The following is a 26,796-nucleotide window of genomic DNA, read 5'->3' on the forward strand; positions in this document are numbered from 1 at the left end:
GAATAGTAAAGATTCTTTCCTGTAGTGTCCTCAATGGCCACGCGCCTTGATCGCATATACATCCGATCTTTAGTGGGAGGTTCACCCGGTGAACCTGACCGTCCCCCAACTGCTCGGAGACCGGGCACTCGCCGACCCCGACGGGGTCGCGCTGATCGTGCACGGCTCGGCCCGGCTCACCTACCAGCAGTGGCACGAGCGGTCCCTCGCGCTCGCGAACGGCCTGCTCGCGCGCGGTGTCACCTCGGGTGACCGGGTGGGCCTGGTGTTCGGGGCCGCCGACTGGGCGGACTACGCCGTGGCGTTCTGCGGGGTTCTGGCGGCCGGGGCGGTGGCCGTACCGCTCTCCGACCGCCTCGCCCCCGATGACCTGCGTCTCATGCTGGCCAACTGCCGTGCGACCGGGATCGTCCACGCGGCCGGCCTCACCGCCGACCTCGCCGTGCCCGAGGTCGGCTGGAGCACGACCGTCGACCGCCTGAGCGCCGAAACGTCCTATGAGAAGGCCGACCTCGCGGCACCGGAGCCGGGAGATCTCGCCCAGATCCTCTACACCTCCGGCACCACGGGCCGCCCCAAGGGAGTCTCGGCCACCCATGCCAACCTGACCTATGGCTGCGGTTCCAGACGCCGCCCGTTCGCGCACTCCCGGCATCTCGTCCACGCCTTCCCGATCGGCACCAACGCCGGGCAGACGATGCTGATCAACGCGCTCGACGCCCAGCCGGCCGTCGTGACGCTGCCGCGCTTCACCCCCGGCCGCTTCGCGTCGCTGATCGAGTCCTACCGGGCGGGGACGGTCTTCCTGGTCCCCGCGATGGCCATCGAGCTGATCAACGCGGGAGTGGCCGAGCGGCACGACCTGTCCAGCGTGCTGCTGCTCGGCTCGGCCGCCGCGCCGCTGCCCTCGGCCGTCGCCCAGGCGCTGACCACGGCCTTCCCCAGCGCGACGATCGCCAACTACTACACCTCGACCGAGGCGGCCCCGGCTCAGACGATCATGATGTTCGACCCGGAGCGGCCGGGAAGCGTCGGCCGCGCCATCGCCGGGGGACGGGTCAGGATCGCCACCGCGACGGGCGAGCCGCTGGCGCGGGGGGAGACCGGAGAGGTCTGGATGCGATCCCCCGCGGTACCGCGCGCCTACTACGGCGACCCCGGCAGCGAGACCTTCCGCGATGGCTGGGTGCGGATGGGCGACCTCGGCTACCTCGACGCCGACGGTTACCTCTACCTCGTCGACCGGGAGAGCGACGTGGTGAAGTCCGGGGCCTTCAAGGTCTCCACGATCCACGTCGAGGAGGCCGTCCACCGGCACCCGGCGGTGATCGAGGCGGCCGCGTTCGGGGTTCCCCATCCGGTGCTCGGAAGCGTCGTCACCGTCGCCCTCGCCACCAGGGCGCCCCTCGCGCCGGAGGAACTGCGGATCTTCCTCAAGGGCCGGTTGGCCCCGCACGAGCTGCCCGCGCACATCGTCACCGTCGGCGCCCTGCCGCGCAACGACGGCGGCAAGGTCGACAAGAAGGCGCTGCGCCGGACGATGGGGGGCGTGTGATGTCCGGGTCCGAGGTCACGTTCACCCAGCAGGGCATGTGGGTGACCGAGCAGGCCGCGGGTGGTGGCACCGCCTACCACATGCCGTTGGTCGTTCACCTCCGCGGCGACCTGGACACCGGCGCGCTGCTGGCGGCCTGCGCCGCGGTGGTCGACCGGCACCCGGCGCTGGGCGGCGTGGTGGCGGAGGTGGGCGACGAGCTACGGCTCGTGCCCGGCGCCGAGGTTCCGGTACGCCGGGCGGCGGCCTTCCTCGCTGATCTCCCGGCCGACACCCCGGGCTCCCCGGACCACGGGCCGGGCGTGCGGGAGGAGATCCTTCGCGCCTTCGACCTGGAGAAGGGCCCGCTGGCCCGCTTCACCCTGTTCGAGACCGGCCCCGGGCGGCACCTGCTGCTCTTCGTCGCCCATCACCTGATCTTCGACGGGCAGTCCAAGGACATCCTGGTGCGTGACCTGGCCGCCTTCTACAACGGCGAGCCGCCGCCCCCGCTGCCCGGAATCGACCACGGCAGGGCCGAGCGCGACCGGGTGGCCGCCGTGCTTCCCGCCGCGCGCGAGTTCTGGAAGCCCCGCTGGCGAGATCCGGGCGAGACCGTCGTGCTCGGCCGGACGCTGAGGTCCCGGCGGGCGGGCGAGGGGCGGGTGCTCCGGTTCACCCTCGACCCACAGGTCTCCTCGGTTCCCGGCCTGACCCGCTTCGAGGTGCTGCTGGCCGCGCTGCACACGCGGCTCCTCGGCTACGGCAACACCTCGGTGACCACCGCCGTCGACCTGTCCACCCGGCCCGAACAGGCCACCGGCCACATCGGCCTGTTCGTCAACGAGCTCCCGGTCGCCTCCACCCCGTCCGGGCGGGAGACCTTCCGCGAGTTCGCCACCGCGCTCCGCGCCGAGCTGCGCGAGGTCTACCGGTTCCGCCAGGTGCCGCTCTCCCGGGCGCTGCCCCGCATCCGGCCGCACGCCGCGCTGGTGCCCGTCTCCGTCAGCTACCGCACCCGCCGCGCCGCCGACCCGGTCTTCACCGGCCTCGACGCGTCCGTGGAGTGGACGGTCTTCAACCACGGGGTACGCGGCGCGCTGCACCTGCAGTGCGTGGACGGCCCCGGCGGGCTGGAGATCAGCCTGCGCCACGACCCCGAGACGGTGCCCGACGCCGCCGGGGTGGCCGAGGACCTGCGTCTCCTGCTGGAACGCGCCACCGATGACCCCGACCTGCCACTGCACGAACTTCTGGAGAACGAATGGGTTCCGTCACCACGCTGACCGACCAGGTACGCGAGATCTGGGAGGAGGTCCTGGGCATCTCGCCGATCGAGGACGACGACGACATCTTCGACCTGGGCGGTCATTCGCTGACCATCACCCAGATCATCGCCCGGATGCGCAAGCGCCTGGACATCGAGGTCTCCCTGGACGACTTCTTCGACAACCCGACGATCGCCGGGATCGCCGGGATCGCGAGCTCCCTCGGCGATGACTGAGACCCTCGACGGGCTCCGTCTCTCCCGCCTCGCCGACGAGGACCTGGAGCTCCTGCTGCTGGTCAGGCACTTCGAGCTCAAGCTCCTGGAGCTGTACGGCAGGGGCGAGCTCAACGGCACCACCCACACCTGCCTCGGCCAGGAGTACGTCCCGGTCGCGCTCCGCCCCCTGCTCGGCCCGGCCGACCACGTCTTCAGCAACCACCGGGGCCACGGCCACTACCTGGCCAGGTTCCGCGACCCGCACGGCCTGCTCGCCGAGATCATGGGCAGGCAGGGTGCGGTCTGCGGAGGCGTCGGCGGCAGCCAGCACATCCACCGCGACCGCTACCTGTCCACCGGGGTGCAGGGCGAGAGCATGCCGGTCGCCGCCGGTGTCGCGCTCCATCTCAAGCGCGCCGAGCCAGGGGCCCTGGCCTGCGTCCACATCGGCGACGGCACCTGGGGCGAGGGAGCGGTCTACGAGGCACTGAACCTCGCCGCGCTCTGGCGGCTCCCGCTGCTCGTCGTGGTGGAGAACAACGGCATCGCCCAGTCCACCCCGACCGCGTCGCAGATGGCGGGCACGGTGGCCGGTCGGGCGGCGGCCTTCGGCATCCCGCACCTGCTGGTCGTCTCCACGGACGTCAACGAGATCCGCCTCGCGCTGGAGGAGGAGGTGGCGCGGGTGCGCGAGGCGGGGCCGCTGGTGGTCGAGTTCGTCACCCACCGCCTCGGGCCGCACAGCAAGGGCGACGACGTGCGCCCGGCCGACGCGGTACGGGCCGCCAGGGGCAACGACTGGTACGGCCGCTACGCCCACGACCATCCCGGGCAGTTCCACCGGATCGACGGCGTGGTCAGGGCCGAGGTCCAGGCCGTCGCCGACGAGGTCGCGGCGCGCCCGCTCTCCCGCTGGGAGGCACCGTGCGCGTAGCGGAGAACCTCAACGCGGCACTGCACGGGCTGCTGGACGACGACCCCACCGCCTACGTCCTCGGCGAGGACATCCTCGATCCGTACGGAGGCGCCTTCAAGGTCACCAAGGGCCTGTCCAGCCGCTTTCCCGGACGCGTGATCGGCACTCCGATCAGCGAGGGCGCGCTGACCGGCGTCGCGGCGGGTCTGGCGCTGACCGGCAACACGGCCGTGGCCGAGATCATGTTCGGCGACTTCGTGTCGCTCGCCTTCGACCAGCTCTGCAACTTCGCCGCCAAGTCGGTGTCGATGTACGGCGGGCGGCTGCCGCTGCGGATGGTGGTGCGCTGCCCGACCGGCGGCGGCCGGGGCTACGGCCCCACGCACAGCCAGAGCCTGCAGAAGCACTTCGTCGGCATGCCGGGGCTGTCGCTGTACGAGATGTCCCCCTTCCACGACAACCGCGCGGTGCTCGCGGCGATGCTGGAACGGGGCGAGCCGTGCGTGTTCTTCGAGGACAAGATCCTCTACACCCGGCCGATGGGCCGGGTGGACCCGCTGTTCCTCCTCCGCCGCGACGGAGACCTGGCCGTGGTGGACATCCGCGACTCCACAGAGCGCCCCGACTGCGTTGTCATCGCCCCCGGCGGGATGGCCCACCGGGTGCTGGCCGCGATGCGCTCCCTGCTGGTGGAACAGGAGATCTCCACCCGGCTGCTGGTGCCCTCCCGCCTCTATCCGCTGGACGCCGACGCGTTCCTGCCACACCTCGCGGACGTCGTCGTGGTCGCGGAGGAGAGCACCGCCGGGGGCACCTGGGGCAGCGAGGTGGCCCACCTGCTGCACGCCCGCGTCTGGGAGCGCCTGCGCGGTCCCGTCCGCCTCGTCCACTCGCGGGCCGCCGTGATCCCCACCGCCGCGCACCTGGAGAACGAGGTCCTGGTCGGGGAGTCCACGATTCACCGTGCCGTACGGGAGGCCCTGCGTGGCTGACATCCGCGTCCCCAAGCTCAACAACAACGACACCGAGTACCTGATCGTCGAGTGGCTCGTCGAGGACGGCGGTCCCGTCGTCGCGGGGGAGGCGGTCGCCGTGCTGGAGACCTCCAAGGCCGCCGACGAGCTGGAGGCGGGGGAGTCCGGCCACCTGCACCACGCCGCCGCTCTCAACACCTGGATCGCTCCCGGCGCGCTCCTCGCCCGCGTCACCGCCGAGGCCACCCCGCCGCCCGCCTCCCCCGTCCTGGAGAGTCCCGCCCCGGCCCCGTCCGGCTCTGTCCTCTCCGGCTCTGTCCTCTCCGGCCCCGAGCCGGTGGCAGGCGAGGGTATGGCGGGACGAGGGAACGCACCGGCTCTCCAACCGGTCGTCACCGATCCCGCCCGCGCCGCCATGGAGGAGTTCGGAGTCTCCGACTCCGATGTCGCGGCCCTGGGCCTGGCCGTCATCCGCCGGGCCGACGTGGCGGCCCTGGTCGCCCGCCGTACCGGGGAGACGACCACCACTGTGCGGGCCGACGCGCCGGAACCCGGCACGGATCCGGATAAAGCCGGCGGGCGACAGGCGGGCACCCACCGCCTGTCGCGGGTGCAGCGCGCCGTCGCGCGCGCCGTCACCGTCTCGCACGCCGCGATCCCCGCCGCGTACACGGTCGTGAGGTTCGAGGTGGGCCCGCTGCTGGCGCGGACCGGGGAGCTGAGCAGACAGGTCCGCAGGCCGGTCGGCCTGGCGGAGCTGTTCGTACAGGCCGTGGCGGCGCTGCACCCCGCCTTTCCGCTCTTCTTCGCCTCGATCGACGGGGACGAGGCACGGCTGGCCGACGCCCCGCGCGTCGGCGTCACGTTCGACCTGGGCGAGGGCCTGTACGTGCCGGTCGTCCGCGACACCGGGTCGCTCAGGGAGATCGCCGAGGCGCTCATGCGTTACCGGCTCGCCGCGGCCGAGGGAGACTTCCGCGAGAAGGACCTCACCGGCGCCAACATCGCCGTCACCCTGCACACCGACGCCGACGTCGTCCTCGCGATCCCGATCATCTTCCCCGGCACCGTCTGCGCCCTCGCGATCACCTCGCCGCAGTCCGAGCCGGTACTCGCCGAGGACGGCACGGTGACCGTGCGAACCGTCGCCAACATCGGCCTCGCCTACGACCATCGACTGATCAACGGCCGGGACGCCGCGCTCTTCCTCGCGGCCCTCAGAACGGAGCTGCGGGCTTGAGCGAGACAACGCTGTCGGACGCGAAGAAGGCACTGCTCGCGAGAAGGCTCCGGAACCGGGGGGAGTCGCGGGCCGTCGTCGCCCGCGCTCAGGGAACCGCCCCGCCCCTGTCCCACGCGCAGGAGCGCCTGTGGTTCCTGGAGCAGTACCGCCCCGGCACCACCACCTACACGGTCCCCGTCGCGGTGCGCCTGCGCGGGGAGCTGGACGCCGACGCGCTGCGCCGGGCGCTGGACGAGATCGTCGCGCGCCACGAGGCCCTGCGGATGCGGTTCCTCACCACCGAGGACGGCACCCCCGAGCTCGTCGTCGACGAGCCGGGACCCGCTGAGCTGCGCGTCACCGAGGCGGCCGACGTGGCCGCCGCGATCGAGCTGCTCGACGCCGATCTCGCCGTCCCGTTCGACCTGGAGCGCGGCCCGCTCTTCCGCACGGTGCTGGTCCGGGTGGCGCCCGACGACCACGTGCTCCTGCTCGCCGCCCACCACACGGTCATCGACGGCTGGTCAAGCGACCTGCTCATCCGCGAGCTGCTCGCCCTGCACGACGGCGAGACCCCGCCGCCCGCGCCGGTCGGCTACGGCGACTACGCGCTCTGGCAGCGGGGCCGGGACCACCGCCGCGAGCTCGGTCACTGGCGCGACCGGCTCGCCGGGCTGCCCGCCCTCGAACTGCCCACCGACCGGCCGCGCCCCGCCGAGCAGCGTCACGAGGGAGCCGCGCTCGACGTCCGGGTGGACGCCGACCTTACCCGGCGGCTGGCCGAGCTGGGTGCCGCGTCCGGCGCCACGCCGTACATGACGTTGCTGGCCGCCTTCCAGGTGCTGCTGGCCCGCTACTCGGGGCAGGCGGACTTCGCCGTCGGCTCCCCGGTCGCCGGACGCGGGCTGCCCGAGCTGGACGGTGTCGTCGGCATGTTCGTCAACACCCTGGTCCTCCGCGCCGACCTGGCGGACGACCCGCCGTTCACCACCTTCCTGGCCCGTACCCGGGAGAGCGCGCTGGACGCCTTCGCGCACCAGGAGCTCCCGTTCGACCAGCTGGTCAGCGAGCTGAACGTGGTCCGCGACGTCAGCCGCTCGCCGCTCGCGCAGGTCACGTTCGCGCTGCAGAACTTCAAGGCGGGCCAGGAGGACGGGCGCGTCTCCTACCTCACCCTCCCGGCCAGGACGACCCGGTTCGACCTCGGCCTCTACCTGTTCGAGAGCCCGGACGGGCTGGTCGGTCACCTCTCCTACAGCACCGCGCTGTTCGACCCCGAGACCGTGGAGCTGCTGGCGGCGCGGTTCGAGACGCTACTGCGCTCGATCGTGGCGGATCCCGGTGCGCGGGTGGGCGCGCTCTCGCTGCTCGGTGATGACGAGCGGGACCGGGTCCTGGGCTTCGGGGCCGGACCCGCGCTCCGGCCGTCCGGCCATGACCTGCTCCACGACCTCCTCACCGCGCAGGCCGCGCTGACCCCCGGCGCGACGGCGGTGGTCCACGCCGGCTCGCCGGCTTCGGGCACGGCGTCCGCGGCGTCTGTGACGTCCGGGGTTCGCGGCGGCTCGCTGACCTACGCCGAGCTCGACGAGCGTTCCACTCGGATCGCCGCCCTGCTGCGGAACCGCCACGGCGTGGGGCCGGACAGCAGGGTCGGTGTCCTTCTCGAACAGTCCACGGACCTCGCGGCGGCGGTCATCGGCGTGCTGAAGGCCGGTGGCGCGTACCTGCCCCTCGACCCCAAGCAGCCTCGCGACCGCCTGGCGTACATGCTCGCCGACGCCGGGGTCGTCGCCGTCCTCACCGCCTCCGACCTGTGCGACCTGGTCCCCGATCTCCCCGAGGCGCCGGTGATCCGCCTGGACTCCGAGGCGCTGGACGAGACCGGGTTCGAGCCTCCCGGGGTCTCACCGGACCACCTGGCGTACGTGATCTACACCTCGGGGACCACCGGGCGGCCGAAGGGCGTCGGGGTGCAGCACCGGCAGGTGCTCAACTACCTCACCGGGGTCAGGGAGCGCTTCGAGGTCGAGCCCGCCTCGGTCCACACGCTGCTGCAGTCGCTCTCGTTCGACTTCGGGGTGACGATCCTCTACCTGTCGATCATGACCGGCGGTGAGCTGCACCTGGCCGACCCGCAGGCCCCGGCCGAGGAGCTCGCCGGGCAGCTGAGCCGCACCGACTACCTGAAGATGACCCCCTCCCACCTCGCCTCGCTGCTCGCCGCGGTGGACGACCCCGCCGAGCTGCTCCCGCGCAGGCTCCTCATCCTCGGGGGTGAGGCCTCCGGGTGGAGCTGGGCCCGCGAGCTGGCCGCGCACACCACGGTGGTCAACCACTACGGCCCCACCGAGGCCACGGTCGGCATCTCCACCCACGCCGTCACCGGCGAGGAGGAGCGGGCGCTGAGCCTGCCGATCGGCAGGCCGCTGCCCGGCGCCCGGGTCTACGTGCTGGACGAGCACCTGCGGCCGGTTCCGCCGGGCATGACCGGCGAGATCTACCTCGGCGGTGACCGGCTCGCCCGCGGATACCTCGGCCGCCCCGGGCTGACGGCCGACAGGTTCCTGCCCGACCCGTACGGCGAATCCGGTGCCCGGATGTACCGGACGGGTGATCTGGGCCGCTGGCTGCCCTCGGGCGACCTGTGCTTCCTCGGCCGCCGCGACCTGCAGGTCAAGGTCAGGGGCTACCGGGTGGAGCTGCCGGAGATCGAGTCGGTACTCGCCGGCCAGCCGGGGATCGCCCACGCCGTCGTCGAGCTGCGCGCGGACCGGCTGGTCGGGTACGTCGTCGCGGAGACTACCGGCGACCGGAGCAGCGTCAGCGAGCTGCGGGCGAGGCTCGGCGAGCGGCTTCCCGAGTACATGATCCCCGGTCGGTTCGTCTGGTTGGACGAGCTGCCGCTGAAGTCGCACGGCAAGGTCGACCGGGCAAGGCTGCCGGAACCCGACGAGGCACGACCCGACCAGGAGGCCGGATTCGTCCCGCCGGGAACGCCGCTCGAAGAGGCGATCGCAGCGGTATGGGCGAAGGTGCTGGGACTCGTCCAGGTCGGCGTGCTGGACGACTTCTTCGACCTGGGCGGACACTCGCTGCTCGCCGCGCAGGTGGTCGCCCGCCTCAGGAAGGCCATCCCGGAGGGCGGGCGCCAGGTCACCATCCTGGACCTGTTCAAGAACCGGACGGTCCGCGAGCTCGCCCGGCTCGTCGAGACGGCCGACGACGGCCCGCGTATGCTCCTGCACCGGCTCACCCCGGCCCGCACGGCCACCTCGACCCTGGTCTGCGTGCCGTACGGCGGTGGCAGCGCGGCCATCTACCAGCCGCTGGCCGACGCGCTGCCGGCGAACTGGGCACTGCACGCGGTCGCCGTCCCCGGCCAGGAGATGGGGCTGATCGAGGAGACCCGGCCGGTGGAGGAGGTCGCGCGGGGCTGCGTGGCGGAGATCCTCAGGGACGTCCGGGGGCCGCTCGCGCTGTACGGGCACTGCGGGCTCGGCGTCATGCTGACCGTGGAGATCGCCCGTCACCTGGAGGCGGCGGGCCGCCAGGTCGAGGCGATCTACCTCGGCGGCATCTTCCCCTTCGCGCGCCCCAACTCGCTGCTGGCCCGGCTGTCGAACCTGACCGACCGCCTCCGCAGCGACCAGGTCTGGGCCAACGCCCTGCAGGCCGCCGGTCTCGACGTGGAGGACCTGGAGCGCGACCAGCTCAAACTGATGATCGACAACCGCCGCAAGGGCACCAGGGAGGCGGAGCGCTACTTCACCCGCCTCTTCACCGACGGCGTCGAACCGCTCAGGGCGCCGATCATCTCCGTGGCGGGCGACCGCGATCCGGCCACCGAGTTCTACCAGGAGCGCTACCGCGAGTGGCACCTGCTGACCGGCTCCACGGCCGTGGTCGTCCTCGACGAAGCCGGACACTTTTTCCTGAAATATCGGGCGGAGGAGCTCGCGGCCATCGTCACCGGCATCCACCGGGCCATCGCCTCCGGCGACACGGCGAAGCTGGGCCGCACCGACAGGTCCACCTGGTGGCTCGACGGCGTCTCCATCCAGGACGCCTCTGCTCGGAGCGTCTCCGTTCAGGACACATCGGCCCGGGCCGCCTTCACCCGAGCCGTCACGCCTCCGGCCGGGCCGGTAAAGGACACGGAGGCCGGAACCGGTCAGGACCCCGGTGAGCAGACCGTACCCACCGGAGCCGTCGTCCGGGCCGGGCGGACCCCGGCCGGGCCCGCTCTCGCCGGTCCCGGCACGGGCGGCGCGCCACCGGCGACCGGGCACCCCGGAGCGGCGGTCTCCTCGGTGAGTCCCGGCCCCCAGCCGAGCATGAGGCGGTTCGCCACCGTGGCCGCGGGACAACTCATCTCGATCGTCGGGTCGTCGCTGACCGAGTTCGCCGTACCGCTGTGGATCTACATCACCACCGGCTCGCTCGCCAGGTTCGCCCTGTTCTCGGTCCTCGCGCTGGTCCCGGGCATGCTGGTCTCCCCCCTCGCCGGTGCCCTCGTCGACCGTTACGACCGGCGCCGGGTCATGCTCGCCGGAGACGTCGGCGCGTTCGGCACCCAGCTGGCCCTCGGCGTCCTGCTGTGGACCGGAAACCTTCAGGTCTGGCACATCTACCCGCTCCTGGTACTGCTCTCCGTGGCGCTGACCTTCCAGCGCCTCGCGTACAACTCGGCGGTACCGCAACTGGTCCCCAAGCGCTTCCTCGGCCACGCCAACGGGGTGGTCCAGATGGTCACCGGCACCGCGCAACTGGTCGTCCCGCTGCTCGCGGTCGGCCTGATGGCGGTGGTCGGCCTGGAGGGCATCCTCGTCCTGGACGTCGTCTCCTACGTCTTCGCGATCGGGGTGCTGCTCTTCGTCCGCTTCCCGAGGACCATGGCGTGGAAGCGCAGGGAGTCGCTGGTCGCCGAGATGGTCGAGGGCTGGAGGTTCTCCTGGGGTAACCGGGGCTTCCGCGGCATGCTGTTCTTCTTCGCGGTGCTCAACGTCTTCCTGTCCCCGCTCTTCCTGCTCATCTCGCCGCTGGTCCTTGGCTTCGCCACGCTGGAGGACGTCGGCCGGATCTCCTTCGCCGGCGGCCTCGGGGTCTTCCTGGGCGGCCTGACCATGACCGTCTGGGGAGGACCGAGGCGGCGGCGGCTGCGCGGCGTCATGCTCTCCACCCTCGTGCTGAGCCTCTTCTGCCTGGTCACTGGTTTGCGGCAGAACCTGCCCCTGATCGCGGTGGGCGCCTTCGGGATGTCGTTCTGGCTGACCATGCTCAACGGCGTCTACGCCACGATCATCCAGGTCAAGGTGCCGCAGCGGTTCCACGGCCGGGTCATCGCGCTCAACACGCTCATCGCCTGGTCCACCCTGCCGATCGGGTTCGGCCTGGTCGCGCCGTACGGCAGCGCCCTGTTCGAGCCGCTGCTCACGCCAGGAGGGCCACTCGCCGGCACGGTCGGCCTCGTGCTCGGTACCGGCGAGGGCCGCGGCGTCGGCCTGATGTACGTGCTGTTCGCGGTCGCCATCGCGGTCACGGCGCTGGTCGCGATGCGGACCCGCACGCTGTCCAGGTTCGACCTGGACGTGCCCGACGCGCTCCCGGACGACCTGGTCGGTTTCCAGACCATCCAGAAGCGTCACATGCGGCAGGAAAGCCGGCCGGTCGCGGAGGTGGCCTCCCTCCAAAGATGACCCATGCGCACGGTGATCATCGTGGGGGAACGCCGACGGGGCGCGGCCACCGGTCGCGCCCCGTCCACCTGCGTTATATGGCTACCCGCGTCCGTTCAACGCGATGGCCTGGCTGACGCCTGGTCGGATCAGTAGCCCGGGGCGCCGGGAATGAAGTCCTCCCAGTGGTAGCACGCCCAGTAGTAGCCACCGTTGACCTGCGCGAGCTGGTCATCGTCCAGCTCGCGGCCGAGCGCGGACAGAGCGGAGAGCTCCGACTTGCCGTTGGTCACCATTTGTTCCCCCTTCGATTGACTTGCATGACCAGCATCGCGACGGCGCTTGGAAACCTTTTGAGAATTACTAGGGACCGGCTTGAGCATCGTCGACCGGCTGGAAGGCGTGCGGCTTGAGAAAGGCGTGCGGCACTTCAGGCCCGCAGGCGCAGCCCCCTTGGGGTCGGGTGGAAACCCGCGGACTCCAGGGCGGCGGCCAGGGGGGAGTCGTTGATGGCGGTGCCGTCCGCGCGCTCGACGGTCAGCTTGCCGAGGGCGCCGTCGCGTACGGCGAGCACGAGGGCGTCGACGGCGGGCCGGAGGCGGTCGTCTCCGGAGAAGGAGAGCAGGGTCTTACCGCCGCGCTCGACATAGAGGATCAGGTGCCCGTCGACGAGCACGACCAGGGATCCGGCCTTCCTGCCCGGCTTGTGGGACACCTCGCCAGGATGGGCGGGCCACGGCAGGGCCGCCCCGTACGGGTTGGCCGGGTCGGTCGCCGCCAGCACCACCGCTCGCCGGCCGCTTTCCCCCGCGCCCTCGGGCTTCCGGGAGCTCCACGGGTCGGGTACCGGTGCCGCGCTCGGCGGTGCGGTGAGTGAGACGGACATGGCGCGCATCCGGTCGACGGCACCGGGAAGGGCGAACTGGGCGCCGCCCAGCCCCTCCACGAAGTAGCCCCTGCGGCACCGGCCGCTCTCCTCGAAGGCGCGAAGCACCTGGTAGACGGCGGCGAACCCGCCCGGCAGCCGCTCGGCGGTCACCGCGCCCCTGGTCACCACGCCGTACCGCTCCAGCAGCACCTCGGCCTGGGCGTGGGCGCGCTGGGTGGCGTCCTCGGCGGGGGCGGGCAGCGTCCACCAGCGCCCGCCCACCGTGGGCGGGCCGCTCCGGCTCGGCAGCACCGCCCGCCGACGCCGGGTCGGAGCCGGGCGATGCGCGGGGCGCCCCGTCCCGAGCGTGGCCCGCAGCGGCGCCAGCGTGTCACCGGTGATCCGGCCCGACCACACCAGGTCCCACACGGCGGCCGACAGGGCACGGTCGTCCGGGACCGAACCGGCCAGAAGAACGCCGGCCCGGCTCGCCAGCTCGCGGAAGAAGAGCGCGCCCCCACCGCCCAGCACCTCCAGCACCGCCCCGTGCACCGGGGTCAGCGTGATGTCGGCGGGATCGGGCATCAGCAGCGGCGCGGTGTCGGCGAAGTAGAGCGACACCCAGCCGTCGCCACCCGGCAGAGACCCCTGCCCCGCCCAGATCACCTCGCCGGAGGCCGTCAGCTCGTCCAGCAGCGACGGGTCGTATCCGGGCACCCGCGAGGGCAGGATCAGCGTCTCCAGCGCCGAAGCGGGCACCGCCGAGCCCTGTAACTGCTCGATCGCGCTCACCAGCGCGTCGATCGGCGGCCTGCCCCGCCGCGGGGAGTCGGTGATGCCGTGCCAGGCGGGGGCGAAGACGGCCAGAGTCTCCGCGGAGACCGGTTCCACCTCCTTGCGGAGCCTGGCCAGGGACCTGCGGCGCAGCATCCGCAGCACCCCGGCGTCACACCACTCCTCGCCTCGGCCACCCGGCCTGAACTCCCCGCTCACCACCCGCCCGGAGGCCGCCAGGCGGCGCAACGCGTCGGTGACGACCGCGGTGCCGAGGCCGAACCTGGCCGCGGCCGTGCTCGCGGGGAAGGGGGCGCGCGTGCGGGCGTGCCTGGCGAGCAGGTCGCCCAGCGGATCGTCCACCGGTTCCAGGAACGCGTGCGGCACTCCCATCGGCAGCGGCACGCCGAGCGCGTCGCGCAGCCGGGCGGCGTCCTCGATCGCCGCCCACCGCTCCTGCCCGGCCACCCGAACCCTGATCGCCCGCCGGGAACCCTCCAGCATGGCCAGCCACGCCGGGTCACCCTCGCGCACGCTCACGTCCTCGGCCACCAGGGGGCCGTGGGAGCGGAGCAGGTCGGCCAGGTCCTCGGCGTCGCGCAGCGGCCGGTCCAGCCGGGCCAGCTCCCGCTCGGTGTCGGCGATCACATCGGGGTCGAGCAGTTCGCGCAGGTCGGCCTGGCCCAGCAGCTCGGCCAGCAGGCTCGTGTCGAGCGCGAGTGCCTGGGCGCGGCGCTCGGCCAGCGGAGCATCCCCCTCGTACATGAACGCGCCGATGTAGTTGAACAGCAGCGACGCGGCGAACGGCGACGCCTTCCCGGTCTCCACCTCCACCAGCCGGACCCGCCGCGCCTCGATGTCGCGCATCAGCCGGACCAGCCCCGGAACGTCGAACACGTCCTGAAGACACTCGCGCATCGTCTCCAGCACCACGGGGAACGACGCGTAGCGGCCGGCCACGTTCAGCAGGTGCGACGCGCGCTGCCGCTGCTGCCAGAGCGGCGACCGCCTGCCCGGCACGCGGCGCGGCAGCAGCAGGGACCGCCCCGCGCACTCGCGGAACCGTGCCGCGAACAGCGCCGAACCGCCGAGCTCCTCGGTGACGATCCGCTCGATCTCGTCCGGGTCGAAGGCGGCGATGTCGGACGGAGGTTCCGAGAGAGTGTCGGGGATGCGCAGCACGATCCCGTCGTCGGAGTGCACGGCCTGCACGTCGACGCCGTAGCGCTCCCGCAGCCGCCGCCCGATCGCCAGCGCCCACGGCGCGTGTACCCGTGCTCCGTACGGGGAGTGCACCACCACCCGCCAGTCGCCCAGCTCGTCGTGGAACCGCTCGACCAGCAACGTCCGGTCGTCGGGCACATAACCGGTCGCCTGCCGCTGCTCGGCCAGGTAGGCGAGCAGGTTGGCCGCGGCGAACCCGTCCAGCCCCGCCGCCCTGATCCTCTCCAGCGCCCCATCCCGTGCCGCGTTTCCGGCCTCGGCGTTTTCCGTCCCCGCGTTTCCCGCCCCCGCGCTTTCCGCTTCTGCCTTCGCCCTTCCCGACTTCGGGTTTCCCGTCCCTGAGCCCGGTGTTTCCGGATGCCCTGTCCTCGTGCTTCCCGTCCGTGCGTTCCCCGCGACCGAGCTCGGTGTTCCCCGGGCTCCCGCCTCCGCGTCCCTCGGCAGCGCGCTCTCCGTACCACCGTCTCCCGCCTCGGCGTCCGCGCCCGCCGAGGACATCTGGCGGAGGAACGCGCCGATGGCCTTCCCCAGCTCCGCCGGGCGCCCCGCGGTGTCGCCGTGCCAGAACGGGAGCTTCCCCGGTTGTCCGGGCGCGGGAGTGACCAGCACCCGGTCAGCCGTGATCTCCTCGATCCGCCAGGAGGTCGCGCCCAGCACGAACACGTCACCGGCCCGCGACTCGTAGACCATCTCCTCGTCCAGCTCACCCACCCGGGAGGACTTCTCCCCGACCAGGAACACGCCGAACAACCCCCGGTCGGGGATCGTGCCGCCGTTGGTGACCGCCAGCCGCTGGGCTCCGGGACGGCCCCGCAGGGTGCCGGCCACCCGATCCCAGACGATGCGCGGTCGCAGCTCGGCGAACTCCTCGCTCGGGTAGCGCCCGGCGAGCATGTCGAGGGTCGCCTCCAGCGCGCTTCTGGGCAGCGTCCGGTAGGGGGCGGCTCGCCGTACCACCTCCTCCAGCTCGTCGACGGTCCACTCGTCCAGCGCGGTCATCGCCACGATCTGCTGGGCGAGGACGTCGAGAGGATTGCGCGGATAGCGCAGCTCCTCGATCTCCCCACTTCTCATCCGTTCGGCCACCACGGCCGTCTGGACCAGGTCACCCCGGTACTTGGGAAAGATCACACCACGTGAGACGGCTCCCACCTGGTGCCCGGCCCTGCCGATCCGCTGCAGGCCGCTCGCCACGCTCGGCGGTGCCCCCACACAGGCCACCAGGTCCACCGCACCCATGTCGATGCCGAGTTCCAGGCTGGAGGTCGCGACCACGGCGGGCAGTCGCCCGGACTTGAGCGCCTCCTCGATCTGGGAACGCTCCTCCTTCGACACCGACCCGTGGTGGGCCCGCACGATCTCCGGGACGACCCCCTTGGCCGAACCGGCCTGCGCCATCATGGCCGCCGGGGTGGAGAGGGAGGCGGGGAGCTCGGGGAAGTTCTCGGCCCAGTGCGCGGGATCCGCCTCCGTGCCCTCCTCGGACCGCTCCGCCTCGGCGGCCCGCCGTTCCCACGCCAGCTCGTTGAGGCGGGTGCAGAGCCGTTCGGCCAGCCGCCGTGAGTTGGCGAACACGATCGTGGAACCGTGCCCCCCGATCAGGTCGAACAGCCGCTCCTCCACATGCGGCCAGATCGACCGCTTGGCCGGGGTCTCGGTCAGCCACCGGTCGTCGTCGGAGGCGGGGGAGGTGGGCGGCGTGTCGAGCTCTGTCATGTCCTCGATCGGGACGACCACCTCGACCTCGATCTCCTTACCCGCGGGCGGCTGGACCACGGTCGCCGGACGGGGCCCGCCCAGGAAGGCGGCGACCTCGCTCACCGGCCGTACGGTCGCCGACAGGCCGACGCGCTGCGCGGGCCGGGGCAGGAGGGCGTCGAGCCGCTCCAGGCTGAGTGCCAGGTGCGCGCCGCGCTTGGTGGCGGCCACCGCGTGCACCTCGTCGACGATGACCGTCTCCACGCCGCGCAGTGCCTCGCGGGCCTGGCTGGTGAGCAGTAGGAACAGCGACTCGGGGGTGGTGATCAGAATGTCTGACGGCCTGGTCGCGAACCGGCGCCGCTCCTCGGCTGAGGTGTCGCCCGAGCGGATCGCCACCGAGATCTCCGGCACCGGGAGGCCGAGCCTGCTCGCGGTCTGTCGCAGCCCGGCCAGCGGCGCCCGGAGGTTGCGCTCGATGTCGACGGCCAGAGCCTTGAGCGGCGACACGTAGAGGACCCGGCACAGCCTCGGCGGCTTCTCGTCCCGCCGGGAACGGCTCCGCCTCCCCCCGGCGCCCGTGCCGCCCGTCATGTCCGGGACGGCGGCGCCCGCCGGGGCGTCCATGATCGTGGTGGCGGCTCCGGCGCTTCCGGGGAACCCGGCGTCCTCGCCGGGCGGGGGAGACCCGGTGGCCGAGTGCCCGGCCGCCAGCCGGTCGAGCGACCACAGAAAGGCGGCCAGCGTCTTGCCGGAGCCCGTGGGGGCGACCACCAGGGTGTTGTCACCCCGGGCGATCGCCGCCCACGCCCCCTCCTGTGCCGCGGTCGGCGCGGCGAAGGCCCCGGTGAACCAGTCCCTGGTCATCCGGGTGAAGTGCCCCAGCGCCCCGTCCGCGCCCGCCGTCTCGCTCATCGCGCCCCCTGCCTCCCGGCTCGGCCGACCAACCGGGCCACCGCCCATACTGCACGGCGCCACCGACAGAACCCGTCACCGCCTGCCGCGGGCCGGTGGCCGGCTCATCGGCTGCGGATACGTGATCCATCGGTGCCACCGCCAGATCACCGGATCTGTACGCCGGAGGCGTTCGACGGGGCACCGCCGGTATGGCTCGCCCCAGGAGTAGGTTGGCTCCTGTCGCCACAGGCATGCTTTGGCGAACACAGGACGCATTGAGTGGTGAGCTAACGGTGAGCATCGACTACCAGGCCATCGAGGCGAAACGCGAGCGGATCAAGGCGGAGCACCTCGGGGAGAACCGTCCGCCGAGCAGCGCGAGAGGGCTGCACCACTTCGCGCTGATCTCCTCAGACGTCGAGACGACGATCAGGTTCTACCAGGACCTGCTGGAGTTCCCCCTCACGGAGATCTTCGAGAACCGCGACTACCAGGGGTCGAACCACTTCTTCTTCGACATCGGCAACGGCAACCTCCTCGCCTTCTTCGACTTCCCGGGGCTGGACCTCGGCCCCTACCGGGAGGTCCTCGGCGGGCTCCACCACGTCGCCATCTCCGTGGACCCCTCCACCTGGGAGCGCCTGCGAGGCAAGCTGGCGGCGGCGGGCGTGCCGCACCAGGTGGAGAGCGGTACCTCCATCTACTTCACCGACCCGGACGGGGCGCGCGTGGAACTGCTCGCCGACCCCCTCGGCGAGATGTACGGCTCCCGCGTGCTCTGACGGTCCGCGCCGCCCCTCAGCCGCGAGCCGGTCGCCCTCGGTTACGGTTCCCGCGTGCTCCGACGGTCCGCCCTGCCCCCGTGGCGGCCCGTACTCCCGCCGACGCGCGGACCCCGCCCCCGCCGGTCCCCGTCCCCGGGTCTCCCTTTCACCGGGACCGGGCGACCGGGACGCCGCCGACGTGCGGCGTGCCGGTCGCGGGCCGCGGCACGCCGGTGTGGTCTCATACTTGGGGCATGCGCCTGTCGGATTTCTGGAAGCGGATGAAGCTGCACTTCGGTGACCAGTACGCCGAGTCGTGGGCCCATGACTACGTCATCGCCGACCTCGGCGGCCGGACCGTGATCCAGGCGCTGGCCGAGGGGGTCGGGGCGAAGGAGGTCTGGCACGCCGTGTGCGGGGTGACCGACGTCTCTCCCAGGCTCCGCTGAGGAGTGGCCGGGGATGGTCAGAAGGGCTCCGTGGGTGGAGCGAGAAGTCTCTCCACCGAGCCGGCCGCGTGCACGGGGTCGTCGGCACTCTCCTCGCCGTCCGGCGACCACAGAAACAGCCAGCCGTCCCTGACGGGGGTGGCGAAGACGATGGTCTGTCGGCCGCTGTCCGGATGCCATACCCACAACACCGGAGCGGCGCCTCCGAGGGTGCGGCTCACCAGCCCCCGTTGTCGCAGTTCGGCGGCCAGGGAGTCGAGATGGGCTAGGCGTTGCTGCGTGAACGTGTTGGGCACGTCGGGCACCTCGGGTCGTTTCCCCTCAGGATCACCCCAGGTCAGCCTGGTTACAACAGGCTCAGGACAATTCCCGGAAATATCGCCTCCCGGATGGGTCCGCGCTCCTCGCGGCCACGGCCCCAGGTCTGTGACCGGCCCCGCGCGGAAGAGTCCCGCGGTGGATCACGGTTCCCGGAACACGTGATGCCAACGGGCCGCGATCGAACAGTCGTTCGGCTATATTGAACAGGCCGTCACTCCTGGCGTGCCCTCCCGAAATTGTCGGCGGCACCCCGTAGCTTTCTGGCAACCGATCCAACCCGCGACCCTCCAGGGGGGCTCCCATGGCAGCTAACGACCGCGAGAAGGCGCTCGAGACCGCGCTCGCTCAGATCGAGCGGCAGTTCGGCAAGGGCTCCATCATGCGCCTGGGCGACGAGACCCGGGCGCCCATCGAGGTGGTCCCCACCGGTTCCATCGCGCTCGACGTGGCGCTCGGCATCGGGGGCTTCCCGCGCGGCCGTATCGTCGAGGTCTACGGTCCCGAGTCCTCGGGAAAGACCACGATCGCCCTGCACGCGGTGGCCAACGCCCAGCGTGGCGGCGGCATCGCCGCGTTCATCGACGCCGAGCACGCGCTCGACCCCGAGTACGCCCAGAAGCTGGGCGTCGACACCGACGCGCTGCTCGTCTCCCAGCCGGACACCGGCGAGCAGGCGCTGGAGATCGCCGACATGCTGATCCGGTCCGGCGCCGTCGACCTGCTGGTCATCGACTCGGTCGCGGCCCTGGTGCCCAAGGCCGAGATCGAGGGTGAGATGGGCGACAGCCACGTCGGCCTCCAGGCACGCCTGATGTCCCAGGCGTTGCGCAAGGTCGCGGGCGCGCTCAACAACACCGGCACCACCGCGATCTTCATCAACCAGCTCCGCGAGAAGATCGGCGTCATGTTCGGCTCGCCCGAGACCACGACCGGTGGAAAGGCGCTGAAGTTCTATGCCTCGGTCCGTCTCGACATCCGCCGTATCGAGACGCTGAAGGACGGCACCGAGGCGGTCGGCAACCGCACCCGGGTGAAGGTCGTCAAGAACAAGATGGCCCCGCCCTTCCGGGTGGCCGACTTCGACATCCTCTACGGCGTCGGCATCTCCCGCGAGGGCGGCCTGATCGACATGGGTGTGGAGCACGGCTTCGTCCGCAAGTCCGGAGCCTGGTACACCTACGAGGGCGACCAGCTCGGCCAGGGCAAGGAGAACGCGCGAAACTTCCTCAAGAACCACCCGGACATGGCGAACGAGATCGAGAAGAAGATCAAGGAGAAGCTCGGCGTCGGCCCGCGCGTCGACAGCCCGGCCACCCCGCCGCCTGCCGCTCCGGTGACCGCCGCGTCCGGCCGTGGTTCCGGCCCGGCTCCGGCGGCCGCCGCGTCCGGTCGCGGTTCCAAGGCGGCCACTCCCAAGCCGGGTGACGCCTGATTCGGGCTGAACGATGATGATGGGAGCCGACCTCGGTCCGCCCGGTGAGGTCGGGCCGAGAGACTGGGGTGCCTGGCCTGACGAGCCCCAGGTCGGCTCGCCGGGCAGAAGCGGGCGGGGGCGGGGCGATGGTCTCCCCGCTTCCGAGGGGGAGGCCGCAGGTCCTGCCGGTGGCGAGCCGCGAAGCCGGAAGGGACGTGGCTCCCGGCGTGGTGGGCGACGGTCCGGGGTCGGCTCCCCGGGCGCCCTTCCTGATGGCTTCCTTCCTGACGGACCGGTCGAGGAATCTCCCGCGGGGAAGGGAGCCGGGGCCGATCCGCAGGCGGTGGCGCGGGCGATCTGCCTGCGGCTGTTGACGATGGCGCCGCGCACCCGAGCTCAGCTCGCGGAGGCGCTGCGCAAGCGTGAGGTGCCCCAGGAGGCGGCGGACGCCGTGTTGGAGCGCTTCTCCGAGGTCGGGCTCATCGACGATGAGGCGTTCGCCGCGGCATGGGTGAGCTCTCGCCATGCCGGGCGGGGGCTTGCCAGAAAGGCCCTTGCCTCCGAGCTCCGGCACCGGGGGGTGGACGAGGAGACCGTGAAGGACGCGATGGAGCAGCTCGACCCCGAGCAGGAGGCGGAGACCGCCCGTGGCCTCGTGCGGCGCAAGCTCTCCTCGACCCGTGGCCTGGACCCCGCGGTCAGGACCCGCAGGCTGGCCGGCATGCTCGCTCGGAAGGGCTACGGTCCTGGCCTGGCGTTTCGCGTTATCCGCGAAGTGCTGGAGGATGATGAGGCAGAAACAGCGCCATTCACGGAAGATTCGGGCTATCCCCTCGACTAGCTCAAAGCAGCCTGACGCTAGGTCTTTGCTTGCTCGTTACCTCTCTGACGCTTAATCTCAACGGCAGTGAGGAGTTACTCTGCGCAGTGCGGATTGTCATAGCGGTGTAATACGGACAAGCAGGCTTGGCGGATGAGGGCGAGAGAGCGGGCCGGCGGGAAAAGCCGGTGAGTGATCCCTCTGGGCTCACTTCTGTCCCGACAGCGCCGTCTCTTGAGCTTTCCGTGCCGTGCGTGTGACCCCTCGTGTGCTTGATATTTGCGACGCGAGGAAGGTGAGGCGCGCATGGATCCGGTCGTGGTCGTCATATTGGCAGTGGCGGTTGTGGCTCTTGTCGTGATGACAGCCGTGCTGGTCGTGTTGCTGCGTCGCATCGGAGGAGCCGGGCCAAGGGGCCTCACCTCGGAGCAGGAGGCCGAGGTCTCGACCCAGCTGGAGGAGGCCAGGCGTGAGGCCGCCGGTATCCGGGCGAAGGCCCAGGACGACGCCGGAGAGCTCCTGCGCAAATCGGAGTCGGCGGTCGAGGCGGCGGCCGAGATGCGCAAGGAGGTCGAGGCCGAGGGCAAGGTGCTGAAATACGAGCTCAAGGAACTCCGGGCAGACCTCGAACGCAGGGAGAACCGGCTGGCCGAGCGGGAGCAGCGCCTCGACGATGAGGCCAGGCGCCAGGCCGACCGGGCCCGCAAGCTCGCCGAGACGGAGACCGAGCTGGCCGATCGCCGCGAGGATCTCGAACGGGTGGCCGAGGAGCGCAAGGCCATCCTGGAGCGGGTGTCCGGGCTCACCGGCGACCAGGCCAGAGCCGAGCTGGTCCGGGAGATCGAGAACCAGGCCAAGCGCGAGGCGGCCCTGATCGTCAGGGAGATCGAGAGCGAGGCACGCAAGGAGGGCGAGAAGCGCGCCACTAAGATCGTTACATTGGCGGTCCAGCGGGTGGCCACCGAGCAGACCGCCGAGTCCGTCGTGAGCGTCCTGCACCTGCCGGGTGACGAGATGAAGGGGCGCATCATCGGCCGCGAGGGCCGTAACATCCGTGCCTTCGAGTCGACCACCGGAGTCAACCTGATCATCGACGACACGCCGGAAGCCGTGTTGCTGTCGTGCTTCGACCCGGTCCGCCGCGAGACCGCGCGGCTGACCCTGGAGAAACTCGTCCTCGACGGCCGCATCCATCCGCAGCGCATCGAGGAGGCCCACGAGCGCAGCAAGGCCGAGGTCCAGGAGCTGTGCGTGCGGGCGGGGGAGGACGCCCTGGTGGAGCTCGCCATCACCGACATGCACCCCGAGCTGGTCACCCTCCTCGGCCAGCTCCGCTACCGCACCTCCTACGGTCAGAACGTGCTCGGCCACCTCATCGAGTCCGCCCACATCGCCGGCATCATGGCGGCCGAGCTGCGGCTCGACACGACGCTGCTCAAGCGCTGCACGCTCCTGCACGACATCGGCAAGGCCCTCACCCACGAGGTCGAGGGCAGCCACGCGCTCATCGGCGCCGAGATCGCCAGGCGGTACGGCGAGCACGAGGACGTGGTCCACGCCATCGAGGCCCACCACAACGAGGTCGAGGTCAAGACCGTCGAGGCCGTCCTCACCCAGGCCGCCGACGCGATCAGCGGCGGCCGTCCGGGCGCCCGCCGAGAGTCGCTGGAGGCCTACGTCAAGCGACTGGAGCGCCTGGAGGAGATCGCCGCCTCCTACGAGGGGGTCGAGAAGGTCTTCGCCATGCAGGCGGGCCGTGAGATCAGGGTCATGGTCAAGCCGGGCTCGGTCGACGACATCCAGGCTCAGGTGATCGCCCGCGACGTCGCCAAGCAGGTCGAGGAGGAGCTCACCTACCCCGGTCAGATCCGCATCACGGTCGTCCGTGAGTCCCGGGCCACCGAGTTCGCCCGCTGACCGGCCCGGCACTCGAAAGGTCGCCCGCCGGACGGAGACTCGCGCCGGGGGCGGGAGGCCGCAGGTGAGCGTTCAGACGTGGAAGATCTGCTGGTAGAAGGCGAGCTCGGTGGCCAGCGCCGCGCTGCGGGTCTCGGCGCGGCGGAAGCCGTGGGCCTCGCCCTCGAACGTGAGGTAGGTGCAGGGAATGCCACGCTCGGCGAGGGCGTCGACGAAGGCCTGCGACTGCTCAGGCGGGACCACGGGGTCGGAGAGGCCCTGCAGGAGCAGCATCGGGCAGCTCACCCCGGCCACCTGGCCGAGAGGCTCGCGCGAGGCGTACAGAACAGGATCTTCCGGGCCGATCAGCCATTCGATGTAGCGTGACTCGAAGTCGTGGGTGGTCGCGCTGAACGTGGCGAGCGAGCTTATGCCGTAGTAGGAGACGCCCCCGGCGAACGCGTCGGACGTGCAGCAGGCCGCCATGACCGTCCAGCCGCCCGCGCTGCCGCCCCGGATCGCGATCCGCGCCGGGTCGGCCAGTCCCTCCGCGGCCAGCCATTCGGCCGCGGCGATCGAGTCCTCGACGTCGACCACGCCCCACTGGCCGCGCAGCCGCTCGCGGTAGGCGCGGCCGTAGCCGGTGGAACCGCCGTAGTTGACGTCGATCACCCCGATGCCCCTGCTGGTGAAGAACGCCTTCTCCAGGTCGAGCGCTCCGACGCTGTGCCCGGTCGGCCCGCCATGCACGAACACGACGTACGGCGGGGGACCCTCGCCGCGCGCCGAGGGGTTGGACGGCGGGTAGAGGAACGCGTGCACCTCGCGCCCGAACCGGCTCTCGAACTCCACGGTTCTGGGGAGTGGCAGGTAGGCGGGGTCGGGCAGCTCGTTGATGTCCCTGCGCAGCTCCTGCGCGTCGCCGGTCACCGTGTCGACCCGGACGATCGAGCGGGACAGCGCCGGGCCGTACCCGATACCGACCAGGGCGTGCCCGTCGGTGGCCAGCGCCGGATCCCAGCCGTCGTAGGGCACGTCCAGGTCGCTCAGCAGGCCGCTGTCCGGGTCGAAGACGCCCAGCCGCAGACCGCCCAGCCCGTGCAGGACCGCGAGGCTGCCGTCGGCCATCAGCGCGTACGGTGTCGCGCCGAGCTGCCACAGCGGGCCCGCGAACTCCTCCTCCGCCGGGTAGAGCGCCCGGGTCGCGGTGCCGTATATCCCGACCAGGTAGAGGTTCCACCAGCCGGACCAGTCGGAGATCGCGTAGAGGTGCCGCTCGTCACGCCACTGCGGGGCGAGCACCGACTCGGAGATGCCCCCCTTGACCTTCCAGGAGGTGCCGTCGGCCAGCCGGCAGACCCGCAGCTCGGTACCGTTCCACGGCATCTGGGGATGGTTCCAGCAGATGAAGGCCAGGTGCTCGCCGTCGGGGGAGACGGTGGGGGAGGCGTAGAAGTCGTGCCCGCTGATCCGCTCGCGGGGCTCGGCCTCGCCGGAGAGGGGGATCGACACGATCGACCGGCTCACCTCACCGTCGTCGTGCCGCTCCCTGACGCACCAGACCTGACCGTCGTGGACGAGGAGGTCCGCGTAGCGCAGGGCGGCGGGCTGCTCGGGCTCGGGTGTGAGCGGCCGGGGCTCGCCATCGGTGGGCAGCAGGTAGAGCCGCTGGTCTGTGAAGTTCGTGAACACCAGGCCCTCGCCGGGCACCACCGCGTACGACCGCCCGCCGTACTCGTGGACCCTGGTCCTGGCGCTCCACGGCGCGCTCAGCAACTCGCGCCGCGTGCCGTCCGCGCTCTGGTGCACGATGGTGGTCCGCCCGCCCTCGGCGGGACGGTCCTCGGTCCACCAGACCTCCTCGCCGAGCACCGTCGGGAACCCGAGGCGCAGCCCGGAGCGGGCGACGTCGGAAGTGGAGATCGGCGAGGGCCAGGTGGCGTACGGCAGGATGGCCTGCTCGGGGGACATGGCGCAATCCTGCCCGATAACCCGCTCCGTGTCGCCGGTATCACGCTCGCGTCACCAGAGATATGCCGCCGGCGGTCGGCACGAGCCGCAGGATCGGGGGGGAATGAGGGGGTAGAGGTAGTTGATCCGACCTCTTCCACAGGTGAGGATTTCACCGCCGGTGGGACCCTCACCTGCCGCGGAGCACCCGGCCCGGCATAGGAGGAGGGCGGCCACCGGACCCGGTGACCGCCCTCGACCGCTGTGGTTTCTATGGCGCCGGATTTCCCGGGCCGCCCTCGACCGCGGTCGGTGAGTCGGGCCGGGCGATCGGCTGTGCTGCCGTCTTCCTGCTGCGACGGCTCCGCATCTCCAGCCAGGTGGCGACGGTGCCCACCATCACGTTGATGATGATGTAGATGATCGCGATGACGATCACCGCGGGAATGATGTTGTTGAAGTTGGAGGGCAGCACGCGCGCCCCCGCGTTCAGCAGGTCCTCGAACGACACGATGAAGCCCAGGGCGGTGTCCTTCAGCAGCACCACCAGCTGCGCGACGATGGCCGGCATCATCACGGTGACAGCCTGCGGCAGCAGGATCATCCGCATCACCTGACCGGGACGCAGGCCGACCGCCAGCGCGGCCTCCCGCTGTCCCCGGGGGATCGACAGGATGCCCGCCCGTACGATCTCCGCCAGCACCGAGCCGTTGTACAGGACCAGGCCGACGACCACCGCGGTGAACGGCGTCACGGTGAGCCCGAAGACCGCGCTCCCGCCGAACATCACCGCGAAGATCATGATCAGCAGCGGGATCGCCCTGAAGAACTCGACCACCGCACCCGCCGCGAGGCGGATCCAGGCCCGCTCCGAGAGCCGGCCGATGCCGAAGACGAAGCCGAACGGCACCGCGATCACGGCGGCGACCGCGGCCGCGCTGAGCGTGTTCAGCAGGCCGGGCAGGATCAGGTTGAGCCACACGTCGCCGCGCAGGAACGGCGTCCACATCTCGGCGCTGAGCTGGTTCTTCTCGTCGAGCTTGGTCACCATCACGTACACCGCGAACAGCGTGGCGGCGATGACCAGCACGGTGAGCACGGTGTTGCGGATCCTGGCCCTGGGACCGGGAATGTCGTACAGGACGCTGACGCGCTCGGAGTTCCCGGCGCGCCCGCGCGCCGGGCGCCGGGGGCGCTCGGTGGTCACCGCGGTCATCGGACCACCGCCAGACGCTTGGCCAGCCAGCCGAACAGCAGCCCGGTCGGCAGGGTCAGGATCAGGAAGCCCAGCGCGAACCCGGCGAAGATCTGCACGACCGCGTCGCCGTGCGCCTCGAAGAGCGTTTTCATCGTCAGGGACGCCTCTCCGACCCCGATGGCGGCGGCGATCGTGGTGTTCTTGGTCAGCGCGATCAGGATGCTGCCCAGCGGGGCGATCACCGCGCGGAACGCCTGGGGCAGCACGATCAGCCTCAGGTTCTGGCCGAAGGTGAGCCCGATGGCGCGGGCCGCCTCGGCCTGGCCGACCGGCACCGTGTTGATCCCGGCCCTGATCGCCTCACAGACGAACGCCGCGGTGTAGGCGGACAGGCCGATGATGGAGAGCCACATGTAGTTGGTGGACAAACTTGTGGAGAACGAGACGTCCAGGACCAGGCCGAGGCCCAGCCCGCAGAACACGATCACCAGGGTCAGCGGGGTGTTCCGCAGGACGTTCACGTACGTCGTGCCGATTCCGCGCAGCACAGGTAACGGGCTGACCCGCATCCCCGCGAGGATCGTCCCGAGCACGAGCGCCACCAGCCCACTGGCGAGGGTGAGCCGGATCGTCAGCCAGAAAGCGCCCAGAATGACCGGGAATTCATCGAAGAGTGCCTGCACTCGTCCCTCCAGTGGTCACCGGCCGGGGCG

18 protein-coding genes are annotated in these 26,796 nt (G+C 71.4%); 12 read left to right on the forward strand and 6 right to left on the reverse strand.

Annotation, left to right across the window (positions count from 1 at the left end; genetic code table 11):
- Positions 1 to 88: 88 nt before the first annotated feature.
- From ABZU75_RS03350 to ABZU75_RS03380, 7 genes are read left to right on the forward strand one after another with little or no spacing between them, the layout of a single operon-like run.
- Positions 89 to 1,555, forward strand: coding sequence for a class I adenylate-forming enzyme family protein (locus ABZU75_RS03350; protein ID WP_355549020.1), 1,467 nt, complete (start codon positions 89 to 91; stop codon positions 1,553 to 1,555).
- Positions 1,555 to 2,820: a condensation domain-containing protein gene (locus tag ABZU75_RS03355; RefSeq protein WP_355549022.1), complete on the forward strand. Its 1,266-nt coding sequence runs from the start codon at positions 1,555 to 1,557 to the stop codon at positions 2,818 to 2,820. Before ABZU75_RS03350 ends, ABZU75_RS03355 begins: the two co-directional genes overlap by 1 nt.
- Positions 2,799 to 3,038, forward strand: a complete 240-nt coding sequence (locus ABZU75_RS03360) for a phosphopantetheine-binding protein (protein ID WP_350913125.1) — start codon at positions 2,799 to 2,801, stop codon at positions 3,036 to 3,038. The genes ABZU75_RS03355 and ABZU75_RS03360 overlap by 22 nt, the downstream gene beginning before the upstream one ends.
- Positions 3,031 to 3,954, forward strand: a complete 924-nt coding sequence (locus ABZU75_RS03365; protein WP_355549025.1) for a thiamine pyrophosphate-dependent dehydrogenase E1 component subunit alpha — start codon at positions 3,031 to 3,033, stop codon at positions 3,952 to 3,954. Before ABZU75_RS03360 ends, ABZU75_RS03365 begins: the two co-directional genes overlap by 8 nt.
- On the forward strand, positions 3,945 to 4,928 hold the full coding sequence (locus ABZU75_RS03370) for a transketolase C-terminal domain-containing protein (RefSeq protein WP_355549027.1): 984 nt from the start codon (positions 3,945 to 3,947) through the stop codon (positions 4,926 to 4,928). Before ABZU75_RS03365 ends, ABZU75_RS03370 begins: the two co-directional genes overlap by 10 nt.
- Positions 4,921 to 6,150, forward strand: coding sequence for a 2-oxo acid dehydrogenase subunit E2 (locus tag ABZU75_RS03375; protein WP_355549029.1), 1,230 nt, complete (start codon positions 4,921 to 4,923; stop codon positions 6,148 to 6,150). The genes ABZU75_RS03370 and ABZU75_RS03375 overlap by 8 nt, the downstream gene beginning before the upstream one ends.
- Positions 6,147 to 11,831 carry an amino acid adenylation domain-containing protein gene (locus tag ABZU75_RS03380; RefSeq protein ID WP_355549031.1) on the forward strand — a complete coding sequence of 1,895 codons (5,685 nt, stop codon included), beginning with the start codon at positions 6,147 to 6,149 and terminating at the stop codon, positions 11,829 to 11,831. Before ABZU75_RS03375 ends, ABZU75_RS03380 begins: the two co-directional genes overlap by 4 nt.
- Positions 11,832 to 11,959: 128 nt before the next feature.
- Here the strand turns inward: ABZU75_RS03380 and ABZU75_RS03385 are convergent, their stop codons facing one another.
- Positions 11,960 to 12,106 (reverse strand): bacteriocin, encoded by a 147-nt coding sequence (locus tag ABZU75_RS03385; protein WP_355549033.1) that lies wholly within the window; start codon positions 12,104 to 12,106, stop codon positions 11,960 to 11,962.
- A gap of 134 nt (positions 12,107 to 12,240) precedes the next feature.
- Positions 12,241 to 17,289, reverse strand: a complete 5,049-nt coding sequence (locus ABZU75_RS03390; protein WP_355549035.1) for an ATP-dependent helicase — start codon at positions 17,287 to 17,289, stop codon at positions 12,241 to 12,243.
- 275 nt (positions 17,290 to 17,564) lie between these two features.
- Here ABZU75_RS03390 and ABZU75_RS03395 point away from each other — a divergent pair, with 275 nt between their 5' ends.
- Together ABZU75_RS03395 and ABZU75_RS03400 are read left to right on the forward strand one after the other, a co-directional pair.
- Positions 17,565 to 18,053 carry a VOC family protein gene (locus ABZU75_RS03395; RefSeq protein WP_355549037.1) on the forward strand — a complete coding sequence of 163 codons (489 nt, stop codon included), beginning with the start codon at positions 17,565 to 17,567 and terminating at the stop codon, positions 18,051 to 18,053.
- 236 nt (positions 18,054 to 18,289) lie between these two features.
- A complete protein-coding gene (locus ABZU75_RS03400; protein WP_030904097.1) occupies positions 18,290 to 18,484 on the forward strand; it encodes a DUF3046 domain-containing protein in 195 nt (64 codons plus the stop codon).
- Positions 18,485 to 18,501: 17 nt separating this feature from the next.
- On the opposite strand, the gene ABZU75_RS03405 is transcribed toward ABZU75_RS03400, so the two are convergent.
- Entirely contained in the window at positions 18,502 to 18,780 is a 279-nt protein-coding gene (locus ABZU75_RS03405) for a hypothetical protein (protein WP_355549040.1), read from the reverse strand.
- Between the two features lie 326 nt (positions 18,781 to 19,106).
- Here ABZU75_RS03405 and recA point away from each other — a divergent pair, with 326 nt between their 5' ends.
- The 3 genes from recA to rny all read left to right on the forward strand — a co-directional run bounded on the left by recA (position 19,107) and on the right by rny (position 22,956).
- The gene (gene recA / locus ABZU75_RS03410; RefSeq protein ID WP_355549042.1) at positions 19,107 to 20,237 is read left to right on the forward strand and encodes a recombinase RecA; all 1,131 of its coding nucleotides are present in this window, start codon (positions 19,107 to 19,109) and stop codon (positions 20,235 to 20,237) included.
- 19 nt (positions 20,238 to 20,256) lie between these two features.
- Positions 20,257 to 21,060 carry a recombination regulator RecX gene (gene recX / locus ABZU75_RS03415; protein ID WP_355549196.1) on the forward strand — a complete coding sequence of 268 codons (804 nt, stop codon included), beginning with the start codon at positions 20,257 to 20,259 and terminating at the stop codon, positions 21,058 to 21,060.
- 285 nt (positions 21,061 to 21,345) lie between these two features.
- Positions 21,346 to 22,956, forward strand: a complete 1,611-nt coding sequence (rny, locus tag ABZU75_RS03420; protein ID WP_355549044.1) for a ribonuclease Y — start codon at positions 21,346 to 21,348, stop codon at positions 22,954 to 22,956.
- Positions 22,957 to 23,028: 72 nt separating this feature from the next.
- Here rny and ABZU75_RS03425 read toward each other — a convergent pair whose 3' ends face one another.
- The 3 genes from ABZU75_RS03425 to ABZU75_RS03435 form a co-directional block, all read right to left on the reverse strand.
- Complete coding sequence (locus tag ABZU75_RS03425; protein ID WP_355549046.1) at positions 23,029 to 24,906, reverse strand: prolyl oligopeptidase family serine peptidase; 1,878 nt, start codon at positions 24,904 to 24,906, stop codon at positions 23,029 to 23,031.
- Positions 24,907 to 25,156: 250 nt separating this feature from the next.
- Positions 25,157 to 26,101 (reverse strand): amino acid ABC transporter permease, encoded by a 945-nt coding sequence (locus tag ABZU75_RS03430; protein ID WP_355549048.1) that lies wholly within the window; start codon positions 26,099 to 26,101, stop codon positions 25,157 to 25,159.
- Positions 26,098 to 26,766, reverse strand: a complete 669-nt coding sequence (locus ABZU75_RS03435) for an amino acid ABC transporter permease (protein WP_350913151.1) — start codon at positions 26,764 to 26,766, stop codon at positions 26,098 to 26,100. The genes ABZU75_RS03430 and ABZU75_RS03435 overlap by 4 nt, the downstream gene beginning before the upstream one ends.
- Between the last annotated feature and the right edge of the window lie 30 nt (positions 26,767 to 26,796).

This window comes from Streptosporangium sp. NPDC005286, assembly GCF_040607515.1.
In the GTDB taxonomy this organism is placed as follows: domain Bacteria; phylum Actinomycetota; class Actinomycetes; order Streptosporangiales; family Streptosporangiaceae; genus Streptosporangium.